The organism is Methylomonas sp. AM2-LC (assembly GCF_039904985.1).
GTDB lineage: Bacteria > Pseudomonadota > Gammaproteobacteria > Methylococcales > Methylomonadaceae > Methylomonas.
The window spans coordinates 4270403-4285961 of record NZ_CP157005.1 but is presented as its reverse complement, the minus strand read 5'-3'; the positions used below and the strand labels follow the sequence as shown (position 1 = coordinate 4285961).

At 42.2% G+C, this 15559-nt stretch carries 14 protein-coding genes; 7 read left to right on the top strand and 7 right to left on the bottom strand.

Annotated elements, in window-relative coordinates:
• The first annotated feature begins 65 nt into the window (after positions 1-65).
• Together ABH008_RS19040 and ABH008_RS19035 are read left to right on the top strand one after the other, a co-directional pair.
• Complete coding sequence (locus ABH008_RS19040; protein ID WP_347987190.1) at positions 66-2234, top strand: zeta toxin family protein; 2169 nt, start codon at positions 66-68, stop codon at positions 2232-2234.
• A gap of 403 nt (positions 2235-2637) precedes the next feature.
• On the top strand, positions 2638-4068 hold the full coding sequence (locus ABH008_RS19035; protein WP_347985933.1) for an IS66 family transposase: 1431 nt from the start codon (positions 2638-2640) through the stop codon (positions 4066-4068).
• A 27-nt stretch (positions 4069-4095) separates the two neighbouring features.
• Here the strand turns inward: ABH008_RS19035 and ABH008_RS19030 are convergent, their stop codons facing one another.
• The 4 genes from ABH008_RS19030 to ABH008_RS19015 all read right to left on the bottom strand — a co-directional run bounded on the left by ABH008_RS19030 (position 4096) and on the right by ABH008_RS19015 (position 6576).
• Positions 4096-4791 (bottom strand): DUF5765 domain-containing protein, encoded by a 696-nt coding sequence (locus tag ABH008_RS19030; protein ID WP_347987189.1) that lies wholly within the window; start codon positions 4789-4791, stop codon positions 4096-4098.
• Positions 4792-4938: 147 nt separating this feature from the next.
• Positions 4939-5418 (bottom strand): protein disulfide oxidoreductase, encoded by a 480-nt coding sequence (locus ABH008_RS19025; RefSeq protein ID WP_347987188.1) that lies wholly within the window; start codon positions 5416-5418, stop codon positions 4939-4941.
• Complete coding sequence (locus ABH008_RS19020) at positions 5419-6129, bottom strand: SprT family zinc-dependent metalloprotease (RefSeq protein WP_347987187.1); 711 nt, start codon at positions 6127-6129, stop codon at positions 5419-5421.
• 39 nt (positions 6130-6168) lie between these two features.
• Positions 6169-6576, bottom strand: coding sequence for a group II truncated hemoglobin (locus tag ABH008_RS19015; RefSeq protein ID WP_347987186.1), 408 nt, complete (start codon positions 6574-6576; stop codon positions 6169-6171).
• A gap of 127 nt (positions 6577-6703) precedes the next feature.
• On the opposite strand from ABH008_RS19015, the gene ABH008_RS19010 reads away from it, so the two are divergent.
• Together ABH008_RS19010 and rapA are read left to right on the top strand one after the other, a co-directional pair.
• On the top strand, positions 6704-7372 hold the full coding sequence (locus tag ABH008_RS19010) for a Bax inhibitor-1/YccA family protein (RefSeq protein ID WP_347987185.1): 669 nt from the start codon (positions 6704-6706) through the stop codon (positions 7370-7372).
• A 429-nt stretch (positions 7373-7801) separates the two neighbouring features.
• Positions 7802-10600, top strand: a complete 2799-nt coding sequence (gene rapA / locus ABH008_RS19005; RefSeq protein WP_347987184.1) for an RNA polymerase-associated protein RapA — start codon at positions 7802-7804, stop codon at positions 10598-10600.
• 109 nt (positions 10601-10709) lie between these two features.
• Here rapA and ABH008_RS19000 read toward each other — a convergent pair whose 3' ends face one another.
• Complete coding sequence (locus tag ABH008_RS19000; RefSeq protein WP_347987183.1) at positions 10710-11069, bottom strand: PilZ domain-containing protein; 360 nt, start codon at positions 11067-11069, stop codon at positions 10710-10712.
• Positions 11070-11223: 154 nt separating this feature from the next.
• Here ABH008_RS19000 and ABH008_RS18995 point away from each other — a divergent pair, with 154 nt between their 5' ends.
• Positions 11224-12507 (top strand): DEAD/DEAH box helicase, encoded by a 1284-nt coding sequence (locus tag ABH008_RS18995; protein WP_347987182.1) that lies wholly within the window; start codon positions 11224-11226, stop codon positions 12505-12507.
• Between the two features lie 20 nt (positions 12508-12527).
• Here ABH008_RS18995 and ABH008_RS18990 read toward each other — a convergent pair whose 3' ends face one another.
• Both ABH008_RS18990 and ABH008_RS18985 read right to left on the bottom strand, forming a co-directional pair.
• A complete protein-coding gene (locus ABH008_RS18990; RefSeq protein ID WP_347987181.1) occupies positions 12528-12860 on the bottom strand; it encodes a cupin domain-containing protein in 333 nt (110 codons plus the stop codon).
• A gap of 1 nt (position 12861) precedes the next feature.
• Positions 12862-13173 carry a DUF2288 domain-containing protein gene (locus ABH008_RS18985; protein ID WP_347987180.1) on the bottom strand — a complete coding sequence of 104 codons (312 nt, stop codon included), beginning with the start codon at positions 13171-13173 and terminating at the stop codon, positions 12862-12864.
• A 107-nt stretch (positions 13174-13280) separates the two neighbouring features.
• Between ABH008_RS18985 and ABH008_RS18980 the strand changes: the two genes are divergently transcribed.
• Positions 13281-13982 (top strand): hypothetical protein, encoded by a 702-nt coding sequence (locus ABH008_RS18980; RefSeq protein ID WP_347987179.1) that lies wholly within the window; start codon positions 13281-13283, stop codon positions 13980-13982.
• 256 nt (positions 13983-14238) lie between these two features.
• The gene (locus tag ABH008_RS18975; RefSeq protein WP_347987178.1) at positions 14239-15447 is read left to right on the top strand and encodes an FAD-dependent oxidoreductase; all 1209 of its coding nucleotides are present in this window, start codon (positions 14239-14241) and stop codon (positions 15445-15447) included.
• Positions 15448-15559: the final 112 nt, after the last annotated feature.

Below are 15559 nucleotides of genomic sequence, written 5' to 3'. Positions count from 1 at the left end.
GCTTTTAACTATCTTCCAGAATAGTTACCATACCGTTAAAAAAATATAAACCAAGGAATGAAATCATGATTCAGCAAAATAACGCCATCATTTCTGGCTATAAAACGTTAAAAAAATTGCGGACGGTATTAGCTATATTGCAAGGTACGCGTTTAATTGCCACGCTTACACAAGAACAGCAAAGTACGGTATCCCATGATCAAACCAAGCGAGTTACTTATTTAACTGCATTATTCACGCGTATACATCGCGAAATGTATAGCGATTGGAAAGACCAGATTACCGTCAATCACAGGCCTGGCAGTATGCTGGATGCCGAAAAGCGTAAACAATTTCGAGAGACCATAGAACGACTGGTTTTAGACGATGAAAATAATCAGGATACTGCTATTTTTGATAATAATGGCTTTGTCATACGCTGTGAAGACATCGCTGAACGCTTAGCCGGTTTCTATCGAGCCATGCGAAGTATTCGTCCTTTTAGCTATGGAAATCGTTTGGCTTTGGATTTCTTTATTACGGCCTTGGGTAATTTGCCAGCATTTAAAGCAGTGTACGAGCCAGGCATTGATTTTAGACGCCTAACTTCAAACGATGCCCGAGCATTACACGATATTAACAGCCCGCACCGACAGATTGCAGCGGCTTTTAAGCATGCTCTTGATCCTACCCGAACTAAATGCTTGCAAAATATCGCTAACAGTTATGGCAAATGGCTGGAAAATAAACGGTTTTTGTTAGGTATTCCGTTTTTGTCCCACACTATGGCCGATGGTACTCAGTGTCTAGTCACTGTGAATGGAGGTTTGGTGGCATTGAATAGTATCAATGTGCAGGATTTTATAGCAGGTCAGCATTTTGCAGATAATCCACTAAGCGCTTCAGAAGTAGTCGTGGGTTATTTGCCAGGTACAGAAGATTTGCGTGTTCCCGAAAAAACCAGCATTGATGCCATACCCATTCGAGCGGATGGAGTGGCGCCCTTGTTTGGTCTCGATGTAAACATCTTGACTGGCTTACGTCCTCCCAGTCATGCCGAATTACTGGATTTACTTCGCCAATGCGCTGGCGAACAAGCTAATTTATTCAGTCTGGCTGCCAATGAAAGTTTAAAAAATAGAATGCTAAGCTTTGCTGATGATGAAATCCGCTTGGCTCGCACTGTGGAGATTGCTTATGAACGGTTGAATAAAATTAATCGTATTTTGTCGGATGCGGTACAAACTATTTTTGCCGATAAAACACCTGTTTCACAACCAAGATTGTTTATGGCTATGGGTGGAGCGGGTTCAGGCAAAACGGCGGTCGAAGAAATGGCCAAGGCCTGTTGCGGGGATAACTTTGTCACTGCCTCGTTGGATGAATTTCGAAAACTCAGTGATTTGTACCGGGTAATGACGGCTGCTAATCATCATAGTGATGATTATGTTTACATAGAACCGTTCGCCAACCGCTTACGAGATTTGGTGGCACAGCATGCCAGAGAAATCGGTGTCAATATTTTGTACGATGGTACCGGCATCCCTTATCAGCCGCGTTATGCCACGATTGTTAAACAATTTAATGAGGCAGATTTTTATACTTCAATCATCGCTGTGGATGCTTTTTTGGTAAAACCTCTGGGGCGTGAGGAGGAGTTGTCTCGTTCCTGTGTAATTGAGAGTGTTAAAGCGCGTTATGAAACTACTGGGCGGGCGTTGCCGTGGGTGGTAACAATCGATAAGCATATCCGAGCTCCACGTTCTTTTTTGAATGCGCTAAGAGATGATGCCCTTCAGAAAATTTGTTTGTTTGCTAATGACGGAGATAAAGATAAGCATTATTTGGTGGCAGAAAGTTTTTTATTTACCGATAGCGAAGTAATGGAATTACAAGATAGGCAACGGCAGCGGGTTTTGGCTGACTATCTACATGATGTGTGTAGAAATCGCCACGATTCGGTTTTAAAACAGCTATCTATTCAGGATGCAGCCGCTATTGAGGTGTGGCTAATGCGTAATCCTGCTTTCAATGAAGATAATGTCGGCTATCAAATATATCGAGGTGGTGAAATTAATCGAGTGCTGTTGATATACAACACTCGGCGTATGATAGATTTTGTCGAAAAGCGACAGTTAAACCCCAATGCCTCCGGTGAAGAAGGCTTGCTACATAAACCTGCCGCACTGGCGTATCATGTTGATCCATACGCCAGAGATGCATGGATTACCCGTTTACAGGGAACTGAGGCTTAAGTTTAAAATGTGTGGTATAGACTTGTAACCCAACGATCAAAGTTCTATAGCCCATCGGGTATTAAAAAAAGGGGGTGACTAGCCCCATTCCTTTAGCGGTTCCCTATCAGTATTATCGGTATGTACTGTAAAAAAAGTTGTAACTATTCAGCGTAAATAATTAAAAAAAAGCTTGACAAGGTTTTTGGTCGAAAAATAAAAAATTCAGTGAACTGCCAGCTTGTAGTGGAATGACGTATTTAGCTACGCATTCGGCAACTACAATTCCTCAATTGCAACATTAAATAGAAGGGTAGTGACTCTTGGTCGTTCGTGGCCTACATCGCAACCTCGAAGGCAAAAATCGACTTTTAAAACTGGCCTTATAATACCGCTAACAGTAACGGTTTAGCGGTATATTAGTTTGACTGTCGATAATATCAACATTGAAGACACCATCAAAAAAGTTCAGCAACTGATCGCTGATGAAGAGCATATGTCATCAGCTTTGCGTGCGACCTTAGAAGTCATGATCATGCTGATTCAAATAATGGCTAATCGTTTAAGCCTGACTAGCCGAAATAGCAGCAAACCGCCTTCTACGGATCGTTTTAAAGATCAAGACAAAGTCAGTGGCGATGACGAGAACAAAGGCAAAAATAGAAAGCGCGGTGGGCAGTTCGGTCGGATAGGTACAACTTTAAAAAAAGTGGACGATCCCGATGAAATTGAAATTCTGGAATTAGATCGGGCGACTTTACCACCAGGGAACTATCAGGAAGTTGGTTTTGAGATCCGCCAAGTATTTGATATTGAGATTCAGCGCCTTGTGACCGAATACCGCGCTCAAGTTCTGGAAGATCAATTTGGCAAACGTTTTACAGCCTCTTTTCCGGTTGAAGTCACTAAAGCGGTGCAATACGGGAATGGCGTCAAAGCACAGGCCGTGTATTTGTCTCAATATCAACTCATTCCCTACCAACGTGTTCAAGAGCAATTTCAGGATCAATTCCAACTACCGATCAGTGTCGGCTCAATCTTTGAATTTAACCAGCAAGCTTATCATTTGCTCGAACAATTTGAATTGAAACTCATCACGAAAATACTCGCCTCGTCCCTATTGCATTCCGATGAGACCGGGATCAACATCAATGGGAAAAATCATTGGCTGCACTGTATTTCGAACCAGCAATGGACGCTCTTTTACGCCCACGCCAAACGCGGCATGGAAGCAATAACCGCTATGAATGTTTTAACCCGTTTTACAGGTATTCTCTGCCACGATCACTGGAAGCCCTATTTCCAGTTGAACTGCCTGCATGCCTTATGTAACGCTCACCATTTGCGCGAGCTGACCTATGCCGAAGAACAAGAGAACCAAGCATGGGCTAAGGATATGCGAGAGTTGCTTGTTTCTATCAATGAGGCTGTTAAGGCCCAGGGCGGTGTTTTATCCGATTCTATAGCGGCAGGCTATACCGATCAATATCGGGCAATTCTTAAAGAGGCTGAGCAGGAATGTCCTCCCCCGCTCCCAGAGAGAAAGGAAGGACAACGGGGACGACTTAAACGCAGTAAATCGCGAAACTTATTGGAGCGGTTAATCAACTTTGAGCAGCAAACCTTAAGGTTTATGACTGATGCCAAGGTACCCTTTACCAATAACCAAGGAGAGAACGACATCAGAATGACCAAGGTTCACCAAAAGATTTCAGGCTGTTTTCGTAGTCAGGAAGGTGCTGATATTTTTTGCCGTGTTCGAAGTTATTTATCAACATGCCGGAAAAACAACATATCAGCCAGCGAAGCGTTGACACTGCTCTTTAATGGCAAATTGCCGGATTTTATACGGTGACGACCAAAATTCGCTGAGCGTGATAAATTACGCTGAATAGTTACAAAAAGTTTTGAAATAAGGCATAAAACTGGCAGTAATCGGGATTGAATAAAAACAATACATGGCTGCGGCTTCACCCGTTGATACCTTGAAAAACCACTGTGGTACAAACAAGGTCATAATGGCCATGACAAAATGATAAGAGGCAATTTTCCAATTGTTTTTCCAAAGAAAACCGCTAATAGCCAGTGCAAACAAAGAGCCATGTGTAACAAATAAGCCAAATGCGCTGGAGATAGAATAGCCTATGTGGTAAATCCCCATGTATAAACAGGACACCATTTTGCCAATAAAATTAGGTTCAATATCAAAAAGTTGCCATTCGTTAGGTAAAAAACTACACAGTAAAAAAAGTCCACTCAAGGTTGCACCAATCAGAGTAGCTTTTTTTAGCGATGTGACATCGGAAGAATAAGTTGCCAAGGCAGGCATAATGGCAAAAGCCTGTAAACTGATGTGGTAGGTTGATAACTCACTCAGAAGCATATTGGTGCCATATCCACATTGATCAGCAACTGGATAGGCAAAAAACTGAATGAATTCCATCAGTGAAAAATGGAAAATGGCATAAGCTCGAGCCACACGAACCCAGAATGGTTCTGTTTTATCAAGGTAAGTGACTGAAGAGGCAGCCAGACCTACCAGACCTAAACTCAAAGACATATTGGCACTAAAACACATAAGCAATCCGAAGTTTAATAAATAACTGATTAAGGGTTAGTTTAGCTTGGGCTGTAATTCAGCTTAAGCGCAAAAGAGGTTAGTAAAAACCCTAATTTGGAGTCGATTTTAAACAGCTTCTGTGTGAAAGGCGACAATTTTTACACATTAAATCAACCCTGCTAACCATGTACGTATACGTAATCCCCATTCGCTGCTGTAGCCTACTGAAGTAAAAACGATAGTTCCGTCCTTGTTCAAGAAGAAAACTGCGGGTACCGCTTTAACGCCAAAGCTTTGTGCAACTTTACCTTGTTGGTCATTGACAACAGACCAAAGTAATTGATTTTTTTGTAAATGCGCTTTAATTGCATTATCAGTTCCAGAGCGTAATGCAATGGTCAATTGCGGATAATCACTAGCCATAGCACTAATGGCATTTTGCATCATGGCACAAATGCCGCACCATTCAGCCCAAAAATAAATGATAGCCGGGCCTTGGGCAATAAAGGCCTGTGCAGGTAGCCCTGTGATAGTGGTCTGTTCAATAGAGGGTGGTTTGCCGGTAACCAAGTCACTGCTATGCAAAAACTGTCCGGCGAAGAATAGGCAGCCCACCAGAAAGTAAAATGCATATTTTTTTAGCATTTATAGTCCTTTCATCAAACTGGCGCCGTGCTGCTTAAGCCAGTTTCGTTGTTGTTGATAGTCTGGAAAATGTTTTGCTATTAGGTTCCAAAAATCTGGAGAGTGATTTTTATGTTTAATATGACATAGTTCATGTATGACAACATATTCCAGAGCCTGAGGAGGTGCTAGTAACAAGAGCCAATTCATATTAATATCGTTATGTGGGCCGCAACTGCCCCAACGGCTGGATAAGGTTTTAATTTTAAGGCTGCGGGGATACAAATTGAGCTGTGGGGCGTGTTTTTCAATTAACTCGTTGGTGAGTTGTCGGGCCTGTTTTTTCATCCAGCGGATTAAAGCCTGCCGGATGACTTCGGAACGCTGCTCCGTGGGTATGTCGTTAGCCAGGGTTGCGATAAAATGTGTATCTGCTTTTAGTTGAATACGTGTCGTTTTACTTGCGTGATGTTTGAGTAGTAAAGGAAGCTTCTGGCCCTGAAAGGGGATGCATACACCATCTGTATAGTCACTCGGTGCCAATTCAGGAATGGCTTCAGCTTTTTCGGCCACACGTATTAGAGTGGATTGAATCCATGACTGTTGTGAAGTTACAAAACTTTGAATTTGCTTGTCAGTAGTCTTAAGTGGAGCAACGACTTCGATAACACCAGGTTTAATGATAATCCGCAAGTATTTAGCGCGCGCACTATGTCTTAGTTTGTATGTCATGGCTGCTGAGAGAGTGTTGTGATTCAAAATAATTCTCAGTTAGGTATTAGAGATATTAACCAATGACTCCTGGTTAATCATATGACTTGCCAAGCCTTGCAATGCCGATTGTAACTCGTGATGGAGTTGATCAGGCATAGCGAGTTCGGACAAAGCTTTATTCATACACAACATCCATTGATCACGTTCATCTGGACCAATGGCAAATGGAAAATGTCGTCTACGTAACATGGGGTGACCATATTGTTCAATAAACAGATTAGGCCCTCCTAGCCAGCCAGAAAGAAATTTAAATAACTTCTCTTTGGCTCCGGCAAGATTTTCGGCGTGCATAGCTCGTATGCCTTGAGTTTCCGGTAATATATCCATATAAAAATAAAAACGATCGACTAGGCTACGTAATTTTGATTCGCCGCCTAGTAAATCATAGGGCGTTACTGCTGTCATTATGTTAAACCTCTTTTATACGCTGCTTGGTGAGTTATACTATAAGTTTGAGACTGACAATGTCATGGAACTATGGCATTATTGTAAGGTCGAATTAGTCCTTTAATCTATTATTGAGGTATCTATTATGCGTTTAAATACTGCTACCGTACGTTCGGAAGCTGGAGTTCTGGCGACCAATAAAGTGCTTAGAAATACTTATTTGTTGTTGTCGATGACACTGCTGTTTAGCGCTGCTACAGCGGCAACTGCAATGGTGTTAGATTTACCTCATCCGGGTTTAATTATTACACTGGTTGGCTATTTTGGTCTGTTGTTTTTAACAAATATGTTTAGCAATAGTGCGTTAGGATTGGTTTTTGTTTTTGCCCTAACTGGTTTTATGGGCATGACATTAGGCCCAATGCTGAATATGTATCTTCATGCATTTAGTAATGGTCATCAGCTTATATTAACTGCATTGGGTGGAACCGGCGTTATTTTTATGGGTTTATCGGCTTATGCACTCACCACTCGCAAAGATTTCAGTTTTATCGCTGGTTTTCTGATGGTAGGTGTGTTAGTGGCGTTTTTTGCAGGTATTGCTGCTTTGGTCTTTTCCATTCCAGCTTTATCATTAGCTGTTTCAGCAATGTTTGTGCTGTTAATGTCAGCGATGATTTTGTTTCAAACCAGTCAAATTATTCATGGCGGAGAAACTAACTATATTTTGGCTACTGTCTCTTTATATGTATCCATTTTTAATCTGTTTACCAGCTTGTTGCAATTATTAGGTGTATTTGGCGGCGACGATTGAAAAATTAAGCATGCAAGATTGGCATATTAAAATTGATAATATTTCAACTGCTTATTTATATACCTGATTATTTATGTAAGATTAGAGTGGTTAGCTAGGCCAACCTAACTGACTGAAAAATAATGACCCGGTCTAGATTTTATAGACTGGGTCTAACCCAACAATTGAAGCGTTAGTGCATTTAAAAGCTTACGTAGTGTGCTTGGTTAGAGCAAAGCTTAAGTGATTGAATTTAATAATAGCATTGTTAATGTCATTTTTTTTCGTCACACCTATATAAACTCAGTTTTGACGCAGTGGTTTATTGGGGGTGTACAGCGTAATTCCAGGATTTTGCATACTCAGGTGGTTAATAATGTTCATTATAAATGCTGATAAATTCTCGGCTTGCCTTAGGGTTAACAAAACGCTTTTTTAGAATAAGAAAATATGAACGACTTTATTCCCGGCCAACGCTGGATTAGTAATACAGAATCAGAACTGGGTTTGGGTTTGGTTTTGGAAGCAGAAAGCAATCGTGTCACGCTGTTATTTTTAGCAACTGGCGAAAAACGCATCTATGCGAGAGATAATGCGCCATTAACACGCGTTATATTTTCTGTCGGTGATGTCATTGAATCTGCAGATTATGCCAAAATTACTATACAACAGGTTGAACAGCATAGTGGTCTGTTAACTTATGTTGGCGTGGATGAAGAGGGTCTATTGCAACAGATAGACGAAATGGAACTTAATCACCATATTCAGTTCAATAAGCCTCAAGATCGATTATTTACAGGTCAATTCGATCCCACAGCTTGGTTTTTATTACGCTACGAAACCTGGCTACGCCAACAACAACATCAGCAATCTGCAGTAAAAGGTTTGCAAGGTGCACGGGTCGCATTGATCCCGCATCAATTGTATATTGCCCAGCACGCCGCAAATCGAGGTCAACCCCGTATTATGTTGGCAGATGAAGTAGGACTGGGTAAAACAATAGAAGCGGGGTTGATCATTCAACATCGTTTGATTAATGATCTTAGTCAACGCGTACTGATTTTGGTACCAGAGAGTTTGCTTCATCAATGGTTGGTAGAAATGTTGCGTAGATTTAATTTGCGCTTCAGTATATTTGATGAAAGTCGTTGTCTTGCCTCAATGGATGAAAATCCGTTCCTAAACGAACAGTTGGTACTCTGTAGTCAAAGTTTTTTTGGGAAATATACCGGACGTCAACAGCAAGCGTTGGATGCAGGCTGGGATTTGGTCGTGGTTGATGAAGCCCATCATCTAGAGTGGAGTGAGGAGGCGCCCAGTGCCGATTACCTGTTTGTCGAACAATTGGCAGAAGAAAGTCCCGGTCTGATCCTGTTAACCGCTACTCCTGAACAACTTGGAAAAGAAAGTCATTTTGCTCGATTGCGATTACTTGATCCTGATCGTTTTTATCAATTTAAGCAGTTTTTGCAGGAAGAAAGTCAATTTGAACCTGTTGCACGGTTAGCTAATTTATTGATCTCCGGTCAGGCTTTACAAGACGGTGCCCAAGAGCAGCTTAAAACCTTATTGAAAGATGATAAAGTCGATAAACTGCTTGCTCAGGTAAATGACAATTTGTCAGTAACGACCAGTAGTGATTTGGTCGGAGGTTTGAGCCATGCTCGTGAAGAGTTAATTAAATTATTGCTTGATCATCATGGTACGGGGCGTATCCTGTTTAGAAATTCTCGACAAACCGTAAAAGGTTTTCCTGATCGTCAACGCCATGGTTATTTGTTACAGGGTGATATAGACACTGATTTGCAGGATAGTCCTTATTTGTTATGGCTGGTTGAGAAGCTAAAAGCCTTAGGTGATGAGAAAGCGTTATTAATATGTAAGCAAGCTGAAACCGTTGTACAGCTTGAGCAAATTCTGCGTCAACATGTAGGACATACTGCCGCCGTATTTCACGAAGGCATGAGTATCGTAGAACGTGATCGTGCGGCTGCCTTTTTTGTAGATGAAGATAGTCGCGCTCAAGTGCTGATTTGCTCTGAAATCGGCAGCGAAGGACGCAATTTTCAATTTGTCAGGCATCTGATTTTATTTGATCTGCCAGAAAATCCAGATTTGTTGCAACAACGTATTGGTCGTCTGGATCGGATTGGGCAAAAACAAGTGATACAAATTCATGTCCCCTATCTGCACAACTCAGCTCAGCAGGTTTTGTTTCGCTGGTATGATGAAGGTTTAGATGCGTTTCGACATAATTGTTCTGGTGCTGCTCAGGTATACAAATTACTAGGTGATGAACTGAGTAATGCGATAAATACTTGTAACGAAGCGGAAATTGAGGCATTGATCTCTAAAACCCAAAAGCTTAATCAACAGGTTGAAGCAGAGTTACATAATGGACGAGATTTATTATTGGAACTTAATTCGTGTCGACCTGAAGAAGCAGGTAATCTGGTTGAACAGATTCGTCGCTCTGAAAATGATGGCAGTTTATGGCCGTATATGGAAGCGCTCTTCGATTGTTATGGTGTAGATGTAGAATATCATTCACGTGATTGCAATATTCTCTGGCCTAGCGAAAATTTGCGAATTGCCCATTTTCCTATGCTTCAGGATGAAGGCCTAACGGTAACCATCAATCGTGACATCGCTTTGACACGAGAAGATATGCAATTCATTACGGTTGAACATCCTATGGTGTTATCCGCTATGGATCTGGTGTTGTCCAGCGAAACTGGCAATGCGGCTGTCAGTGTTATCAGGCATCCACAATTGAAACCAGGGCAGTTTATGTTGGAACTGTTGTTTGTGGTGGAATGTAGTGCCCCTGCGCAATTACAGTTAGGGCGTTTTTTACCACCCACACCCATTCGAGTTTTATTAGATCAAAATAAAAAGGATTTAAGTAGCAGCGTATCTCATGCTGAGTTGGTGGAAACTAAAGAGAACTTTGATAAATCACAGATTAGTCAGTTCCTGAATAGCCAGCGTCAGTATATTCTGGATATGATTAAAGTGGCTGAAAAACAGGCCACCTTGCACATGCAGAAGCTTATTGCTGAAAGCAGTAATCGAATGGTTCAGAACCTAACGGCAGAAATTAAACGTTTGGTACGCTTAAAGCAAATAAATCCAGGTATTAAAGAATTGGAAATTGAACAACTCAAGGAAACAGTCTTGCTGTCACATGAAAGTATTCAAGAGGCTCAATTGCGGTTAGATGCGGTGAGATTCGTGATTACTAGCTAGTCACACCTAAGTATGTTAATTTGTCAGCTAAGAAGTTTGCTTTCAGAATGCTCTGGCACTCAGCACACAAATTTCAATTTGTTAAATCAACATATAAAACTAATATAGATTAAATGGTTTTGATGAATACAGTCGAATCGTCTAGCTCGATGCACTCGAACATTAAATCATCTATAGAGCCTTCCACATGATCCACATAGTGAACGCCGCATTCCTGTTCTCCTTGTTGATGTTTGAGGATGCCATGTACACTGAATGGCGTCTTTGATTCGGGTAATAGCATATTGATTTTGATCGGGCCGCTAATTTCAGCAGAAATTGGGTGTTTAAGTCTAACCCGAATACCACTATAGCTGATGTCGAGAATATCGGCATCAAGGATAACTTCCTGACTAGGTGAATTGAATACGATTCCAGCTTGCAAGCCTTTAGGTTTTACTCGATGGTGATTACGTTTTTCGTTTTGCATAGGAAGTGTTCCACTGAATGAAAACTTTGCGGTGAGAGTTGTTTCATTTAATTGTAAACCAAATTTTTGTAACTGTATTTGGCATTTAATTATTATATTGCTCAGTTACCTATTCGTGCCTGTAATGGCGAAATTACCCCCATAAGGTTCATGCATGCAATTTTCAGAATTAGGTTTGTCCGCGCAACTTCTCCAAGCCGTTGCCGAACAAGGTTATCAATCACCTACGCCCATTCAGGCGCAGGCAATACCTGTTATATTACAAGGTCGAGATGTACTGGCTGGCGCACAAACGGGTACCGGTAAAACCGCTGGTTTTACTTTACCTTTGTTGCAATTATTGCAGCAACAAGCCATCCCGCAAAAACCCAGGCCAGTACGTGTATTAATTCTTACCCCTACCCGAGAATTGGCGATGCAGGTTTATGAAAGTGTCAAAACCTATGGCAAGCATCTGCCTTTCTTTGCCGAAGCAATTTTTGGCGGAGTGAGTGTGCTGCCGCAAATTCAAAATCTTAAGCGTGGTACTGATATTGTCATTGCGACGCCAGGTCGCTTATTGGATTTGATACAACAAAAACATCTGGATTTATCGCGGGTTGAGTATTTGGTTCTGGATGAAGCAGATCGTATGCTGGATATGGGTTTTATTCGGGATATTCGTAAAGTAATTGGTTTTTTGCCTAAAAAACGGCAGAATTTATTGTTTTCTGCTACCTATGCGCCAGAAATTAGTCAATTGGCGGAACAGTTATTAACTAATCCCGTGGAAATCTCAGTTGCAAAAAGAAATGCCGCTGCAGAAACGGTTTCGCAATTAGTGTATGGGCTTAAGCGAGAGTATAAGCGTGAGCTATTGTCCTATTTGATTGGGAACGGTAATTGGCAGCAAGTATTGATCTTTGTCAGAACTAAACACGGTGCGGACCGTTTGTGTAAGCAATTAATTCAGGATGGCATACGTTGCGCTGCATTGCATGGTGATAAAAGTCAGGGAGCAAGAGTGCGGGCTTTAGACGCGTTTAAAGACGGCAGTATTACTGCATTGGTTGCCACCGATATTGCCGCTCGTGGTTTAGATATTGATCAATTACCGCATGTGGTTAATTACGATTTACCGCAAGTTGCCGAAGATTATGTGCATCGTATTGGTCGTACTGGTCGGGCTGGCGCAGATGGACAGGCAATTTCATTGGTTGATCCTGAAGAGGCCTATTTACTGGCTGCCATAGAAAAACTGTTAAAACGCGAAATTCCACGTGTTGCGGATACGGGTTATGAAAAAGTTTCTCTGGATAATGTGAATAGCAAGCCAAAACCCAAGCCGCAGCAGCCGCGCTCGGCACAACGAACTCGTCCGGGAAATCATGCTACCAGCCCAGGCAAGCAATCGACTCCCGCGCGTAAATCGAATTACAGTAGAACCAATAGTCGTTAAGGTATAGAGTTTGCAGTTGCTTACGAATTGGTAATATGAATGGCTAACCACACCGTTTCTATATCGGCTATTGTCCAATCGACTCGGTGTCGGCAATGCGCAGGGATGAGTAAATAGTCACCAGTTGCTAATTCAACGTAATGCTGATCAGAAAATTGAAGTCTGGCCTGACCTTGTAGTATCAGTACCCATTCATCTTGAGATTGCTCATACCAAAAGTCTGAGGGGTTATTATGGCCTTTGGAAACAATGCGTTCGATTTTTAGTGTAGGTGTGCTAAGCAAAGTTTGAAATAATTCTTGTTTTAACGCGGCAGGAATGTCGGTAAAAATGTTTGAGGGCAGAATTGTCATATTAACTATTGTTGTTTGCTAACTGCACTAAAACCCAAGGTTTAACCACAACAGCCCACACATCTCGCTGTTGCGCCAGCCAGTCTATGGCTTGTTGATCGCTAACATGACCAATTTGCTTATCTTTTAGCCATTGCGCCACTATGGATTTATTATCTTTAGAGAACTGATAGGCAACTTCAATTAAATCCAATTCGCTACATACGGCAATGGCCAGACCGCTTGCAAAGAAACGTTGTAATTCAATCCAGGGGATTTGTGAAGTTTCCAAGTTGACTTTAGTCTTATCAAGTTGGTCAGTGATTTCGCTCATAAATATTGTCTGTAATTGATAGGATGCTGTAGTATTCGCGCTTATTTTATCGCACCTAAAGCTTATTATGCTTTCTTGGAACTTAAATAGCCCGTCAGAGGAGTTATATGTCAATATTTAGTTCGTTTCAAAAACGTTCAACCCTGGATGCCTCCATTAAGCAGGTTGCCCAGGCCCGTAAAAATACAGGTGGTAAAGCTGAGCAGCTTTATAAAGGTGCCTATCAGGGCTTTGCCAAAGTTATCGCTGATAATCTGATTGTTTCTGAAGCACTTTATCATTGGGGATTTGCTTTGTTGCACGAAGCAGAAACTCAAGAAACAGAACAGGCTATCAGCACATTGGAAGATGCTGTCGGCAAGTTCTCGTTTTGTTTATTGATGGCTCCCAATTATCTGGGCGCGGCGATTGATGGCGGAGTGGCTTTAATGTCGTTGGCGCGTATAAGCGACGAAGTATCAAAAGCAGCCCTTTATCATAAAGCCAAACAATTTTTCGAGCGGGCCGGTAGTATCCAAAAGGGCAGTGCTGCCTATAATCTGGCTTGTATCCACGCTTTAAACGGAGATGAAACTGCTTGTTTATCCGCATTGCAGCTAGCCAAAGATAGTGGCAGTTTGCCTGACGAGCCAGTTGTGTTGCAGGATGCTGATTTGGCAAGCATTCATCAGCAACCATGGTTTAAAGAGTTTATAGAACAATTACATATACTCCCTGAGCCGGAACTAAAGCGAAACGAAGAGGCAATTAGCATAGAACCTAAAATCAATCTGAAAAAAATGGAAGATTTTGATTATTATTCCAAGTAGACGTTAACGAAATTTAAACAAGCGATACCTAGACAAAGTACGCATTAACCCGAAAATAATGTGTTCAAAGCTTAGGTACGATTAACGTTACTGTAATCGTACGAATGAAATCTATATCAGGTTGAGGGCTGGTATTTTTGAGTTTTCAGACTAAGGAGTTTATCTGCTGATATAGGGAAATTAATTTGTAAGTTAATGGCGACAATATACATGTGTACGATTACTCTAGCGTTAAGCGTACCTAAAGGTAAAGGCAATGAACCAGAAAATTGTAATAGTAGGCTGCGGTTTTGCCGGTATGTGGGCTGCAATATCTGCTGCACGCGCCGTTTACCTGGCAGGAAAGTGCGGTGAATTAGAAATCATTAGCATTTCACCGACTCCACATCTTCATATTCGCCCACGTTTTTATGAAACCGTGTTTAATGAAATGGCACCGGATATTAGCGAGCTTTTAAAGGTGATCGGGGTTCAACACCACCCAGGTACAGTAGTAAAAATCGACGCAGCAAGGCAAGAATTAGAGGTCGTCAATTTTGACGGGAAACACACAACATTAGCTTTTGATCGCTTGGTACTTGCGACTGGCAGTCAACTCTTCCTGCCCAACTTGCCAGGAATTAAGGAATACAGCTTCAACGTAGATCAGCTATCTTGCGCAATAGAACTTGATGAACACTTGCAGGCTCTCTCGACTAAGCCAGAGTCGATAGCCCGCAACACTGTCGTGGTGGCAGGTGGCGGTTTCACTGGTTTAGAGACAGCAGCAGACATGCCTGGACGTTTACGCAATATATTGGGCTCTGATGCAAATATTCAGGTTGTGGTGCTGGAACGTGAATCGGATATCGGCCCAGATCTCGGACCAGTTCCGCGCCCCTGCATTACGGAGGCACTGGCAGAATGTGGCGTAGAAGTGAAAACTTCCGCTGCTGTGGTAGCGATTGATGCTGAAAGCGTGCTTATTTCGACAGGTGAGCGCATCGCTACCAATACAGTAGTTTGGACCGCAGGAGCCAGAGCCAATGGGCTTGCCGCTCAGATCGAAGGCGAACATGATGCCTTTGGTCGCATACAGGTTGATGCGTATCTGCGTGCAAACAGCGCAAAATCGATCTTTGTTACGGGAGATATGGCGCGCGCAGCGACAGATCATGAAGGCCACGTAGCGTTGATGTCTTGTCAACACGCCTTGAGTCTGGGTCGTGTTGCCGGCCACAACGCAGCCGCTGAGTTAGTCGGATTACCAGTTCATCCATACAGCCAGCCTAAGTACGTCACCTGTCTGGATCTTGGTCCGTGGGGTGCGCTCTACACAGAAGGTTGGGATCGACAGGTTAAAATGACGCGACAGGAGGCTAAGGCACTCAAACGTGCGATTAACACACAATGGATTTATCCACCTGAGGCGGATCGTGAAGCGGCCTTCGCTATCGCCAATCCTGATTACGTCATAGTTCCTTAGGTATTGGTGACGGATAGAAATGATTCAAATTTATCTAGACAAAGACGTTTTTTTGTTTTTCAGTCAAAAATGTGAGTTCGACTCCGATAAGATTCGGAATTTGATCAATGAT

Coding starts and splice junctions, on each gene's coding strand:
- ABH008_RS19020 (WP_347987187.1), bottom strand. CDS start 6,129: ATGACATACAAACTAAGACATAGTGCGCGCGCTAAATACTTGCGGATT.
- ABH008_RS18990 (WP_347987181.1), bottom strand. CDS start 12,860: ATGACAATTCTGCCCTCAAACATTTTTACCGACATTCCTGCCGCGTTA.
- ABH008_RS19000 (WP_347987183.1), bottom strand. CDS start 11,069: ATGCAAAACGAAAAACGTAATCACCATCGAGTAAAACCTAAAGGCTTG.
- ABH008_RS18980 (WP_347987179.1), top strand. CDS start 13,281: ATGTCAATATTTAGTTCGTTTCAAAAACGTTCAACCCTGGATGCCTCC.
- ABH008_RS18985 (WP_347987180.1), bottom strand. CDS start 13,173: ATGAGCGAAATCACTGACCAACTTGATAAGACTAAAGTCAACTTGGAA.
- ABH008_RS18975 (WP_347987178.1), top strand. CDS start 14,239: ATGAACCAGAAAATTGTAATAGTAGGCTGCGGTTTTGCCGGTATGTGG.
- ABH008_RS18995 (WP_347987182.1), top strand. CDS start 11,224: ATGCAATTTTCAGAATTAGGTTTGTCCGCGCAACTTCTCCAAGCCGTT.
- rapA (WP_347987184.1), top strand. CDS start 7,802: ATGAACGACTTTATTCCCGGCCAACGCTGGATTAGTAATACAGAATCA.
- ABH008_RS19015 (WP_347987186.1), bottom strand. CDS start 6,576: ATGACAGCAGTAACGCCCTATGATTTACTAGGCGGCGAATCAAAATTA.
- ABH008_RS19030 (WP_347987189.1), bottom strand. CDS start 4,791: ATGTGTTTTAGTGCCAATATGTCTTTGAGTTTAGGTCTGGTAGGTCTG.
- ABH008_RS19040 (WP_347987190.1), top strand. CDS start 66: ATGATTCAGCAAAATAACGCCATCATTTCTGGCTATAAAACGTTAAAA.
- ABH008_RS19025 (WP_347987188.1), bottom strand. CDS start 5,418: ATGCTAAAAAAATATGCATTTTACTTTCTGGTGGGCTGCCTATTCTTC.
- ABH008_RS19010 (WP_347987185.1), top strand. CDS start 6,704: ATGCGTTTAAATACTGCTACCGTACGTTCGGAAGCTGGAGTTCTGGCG.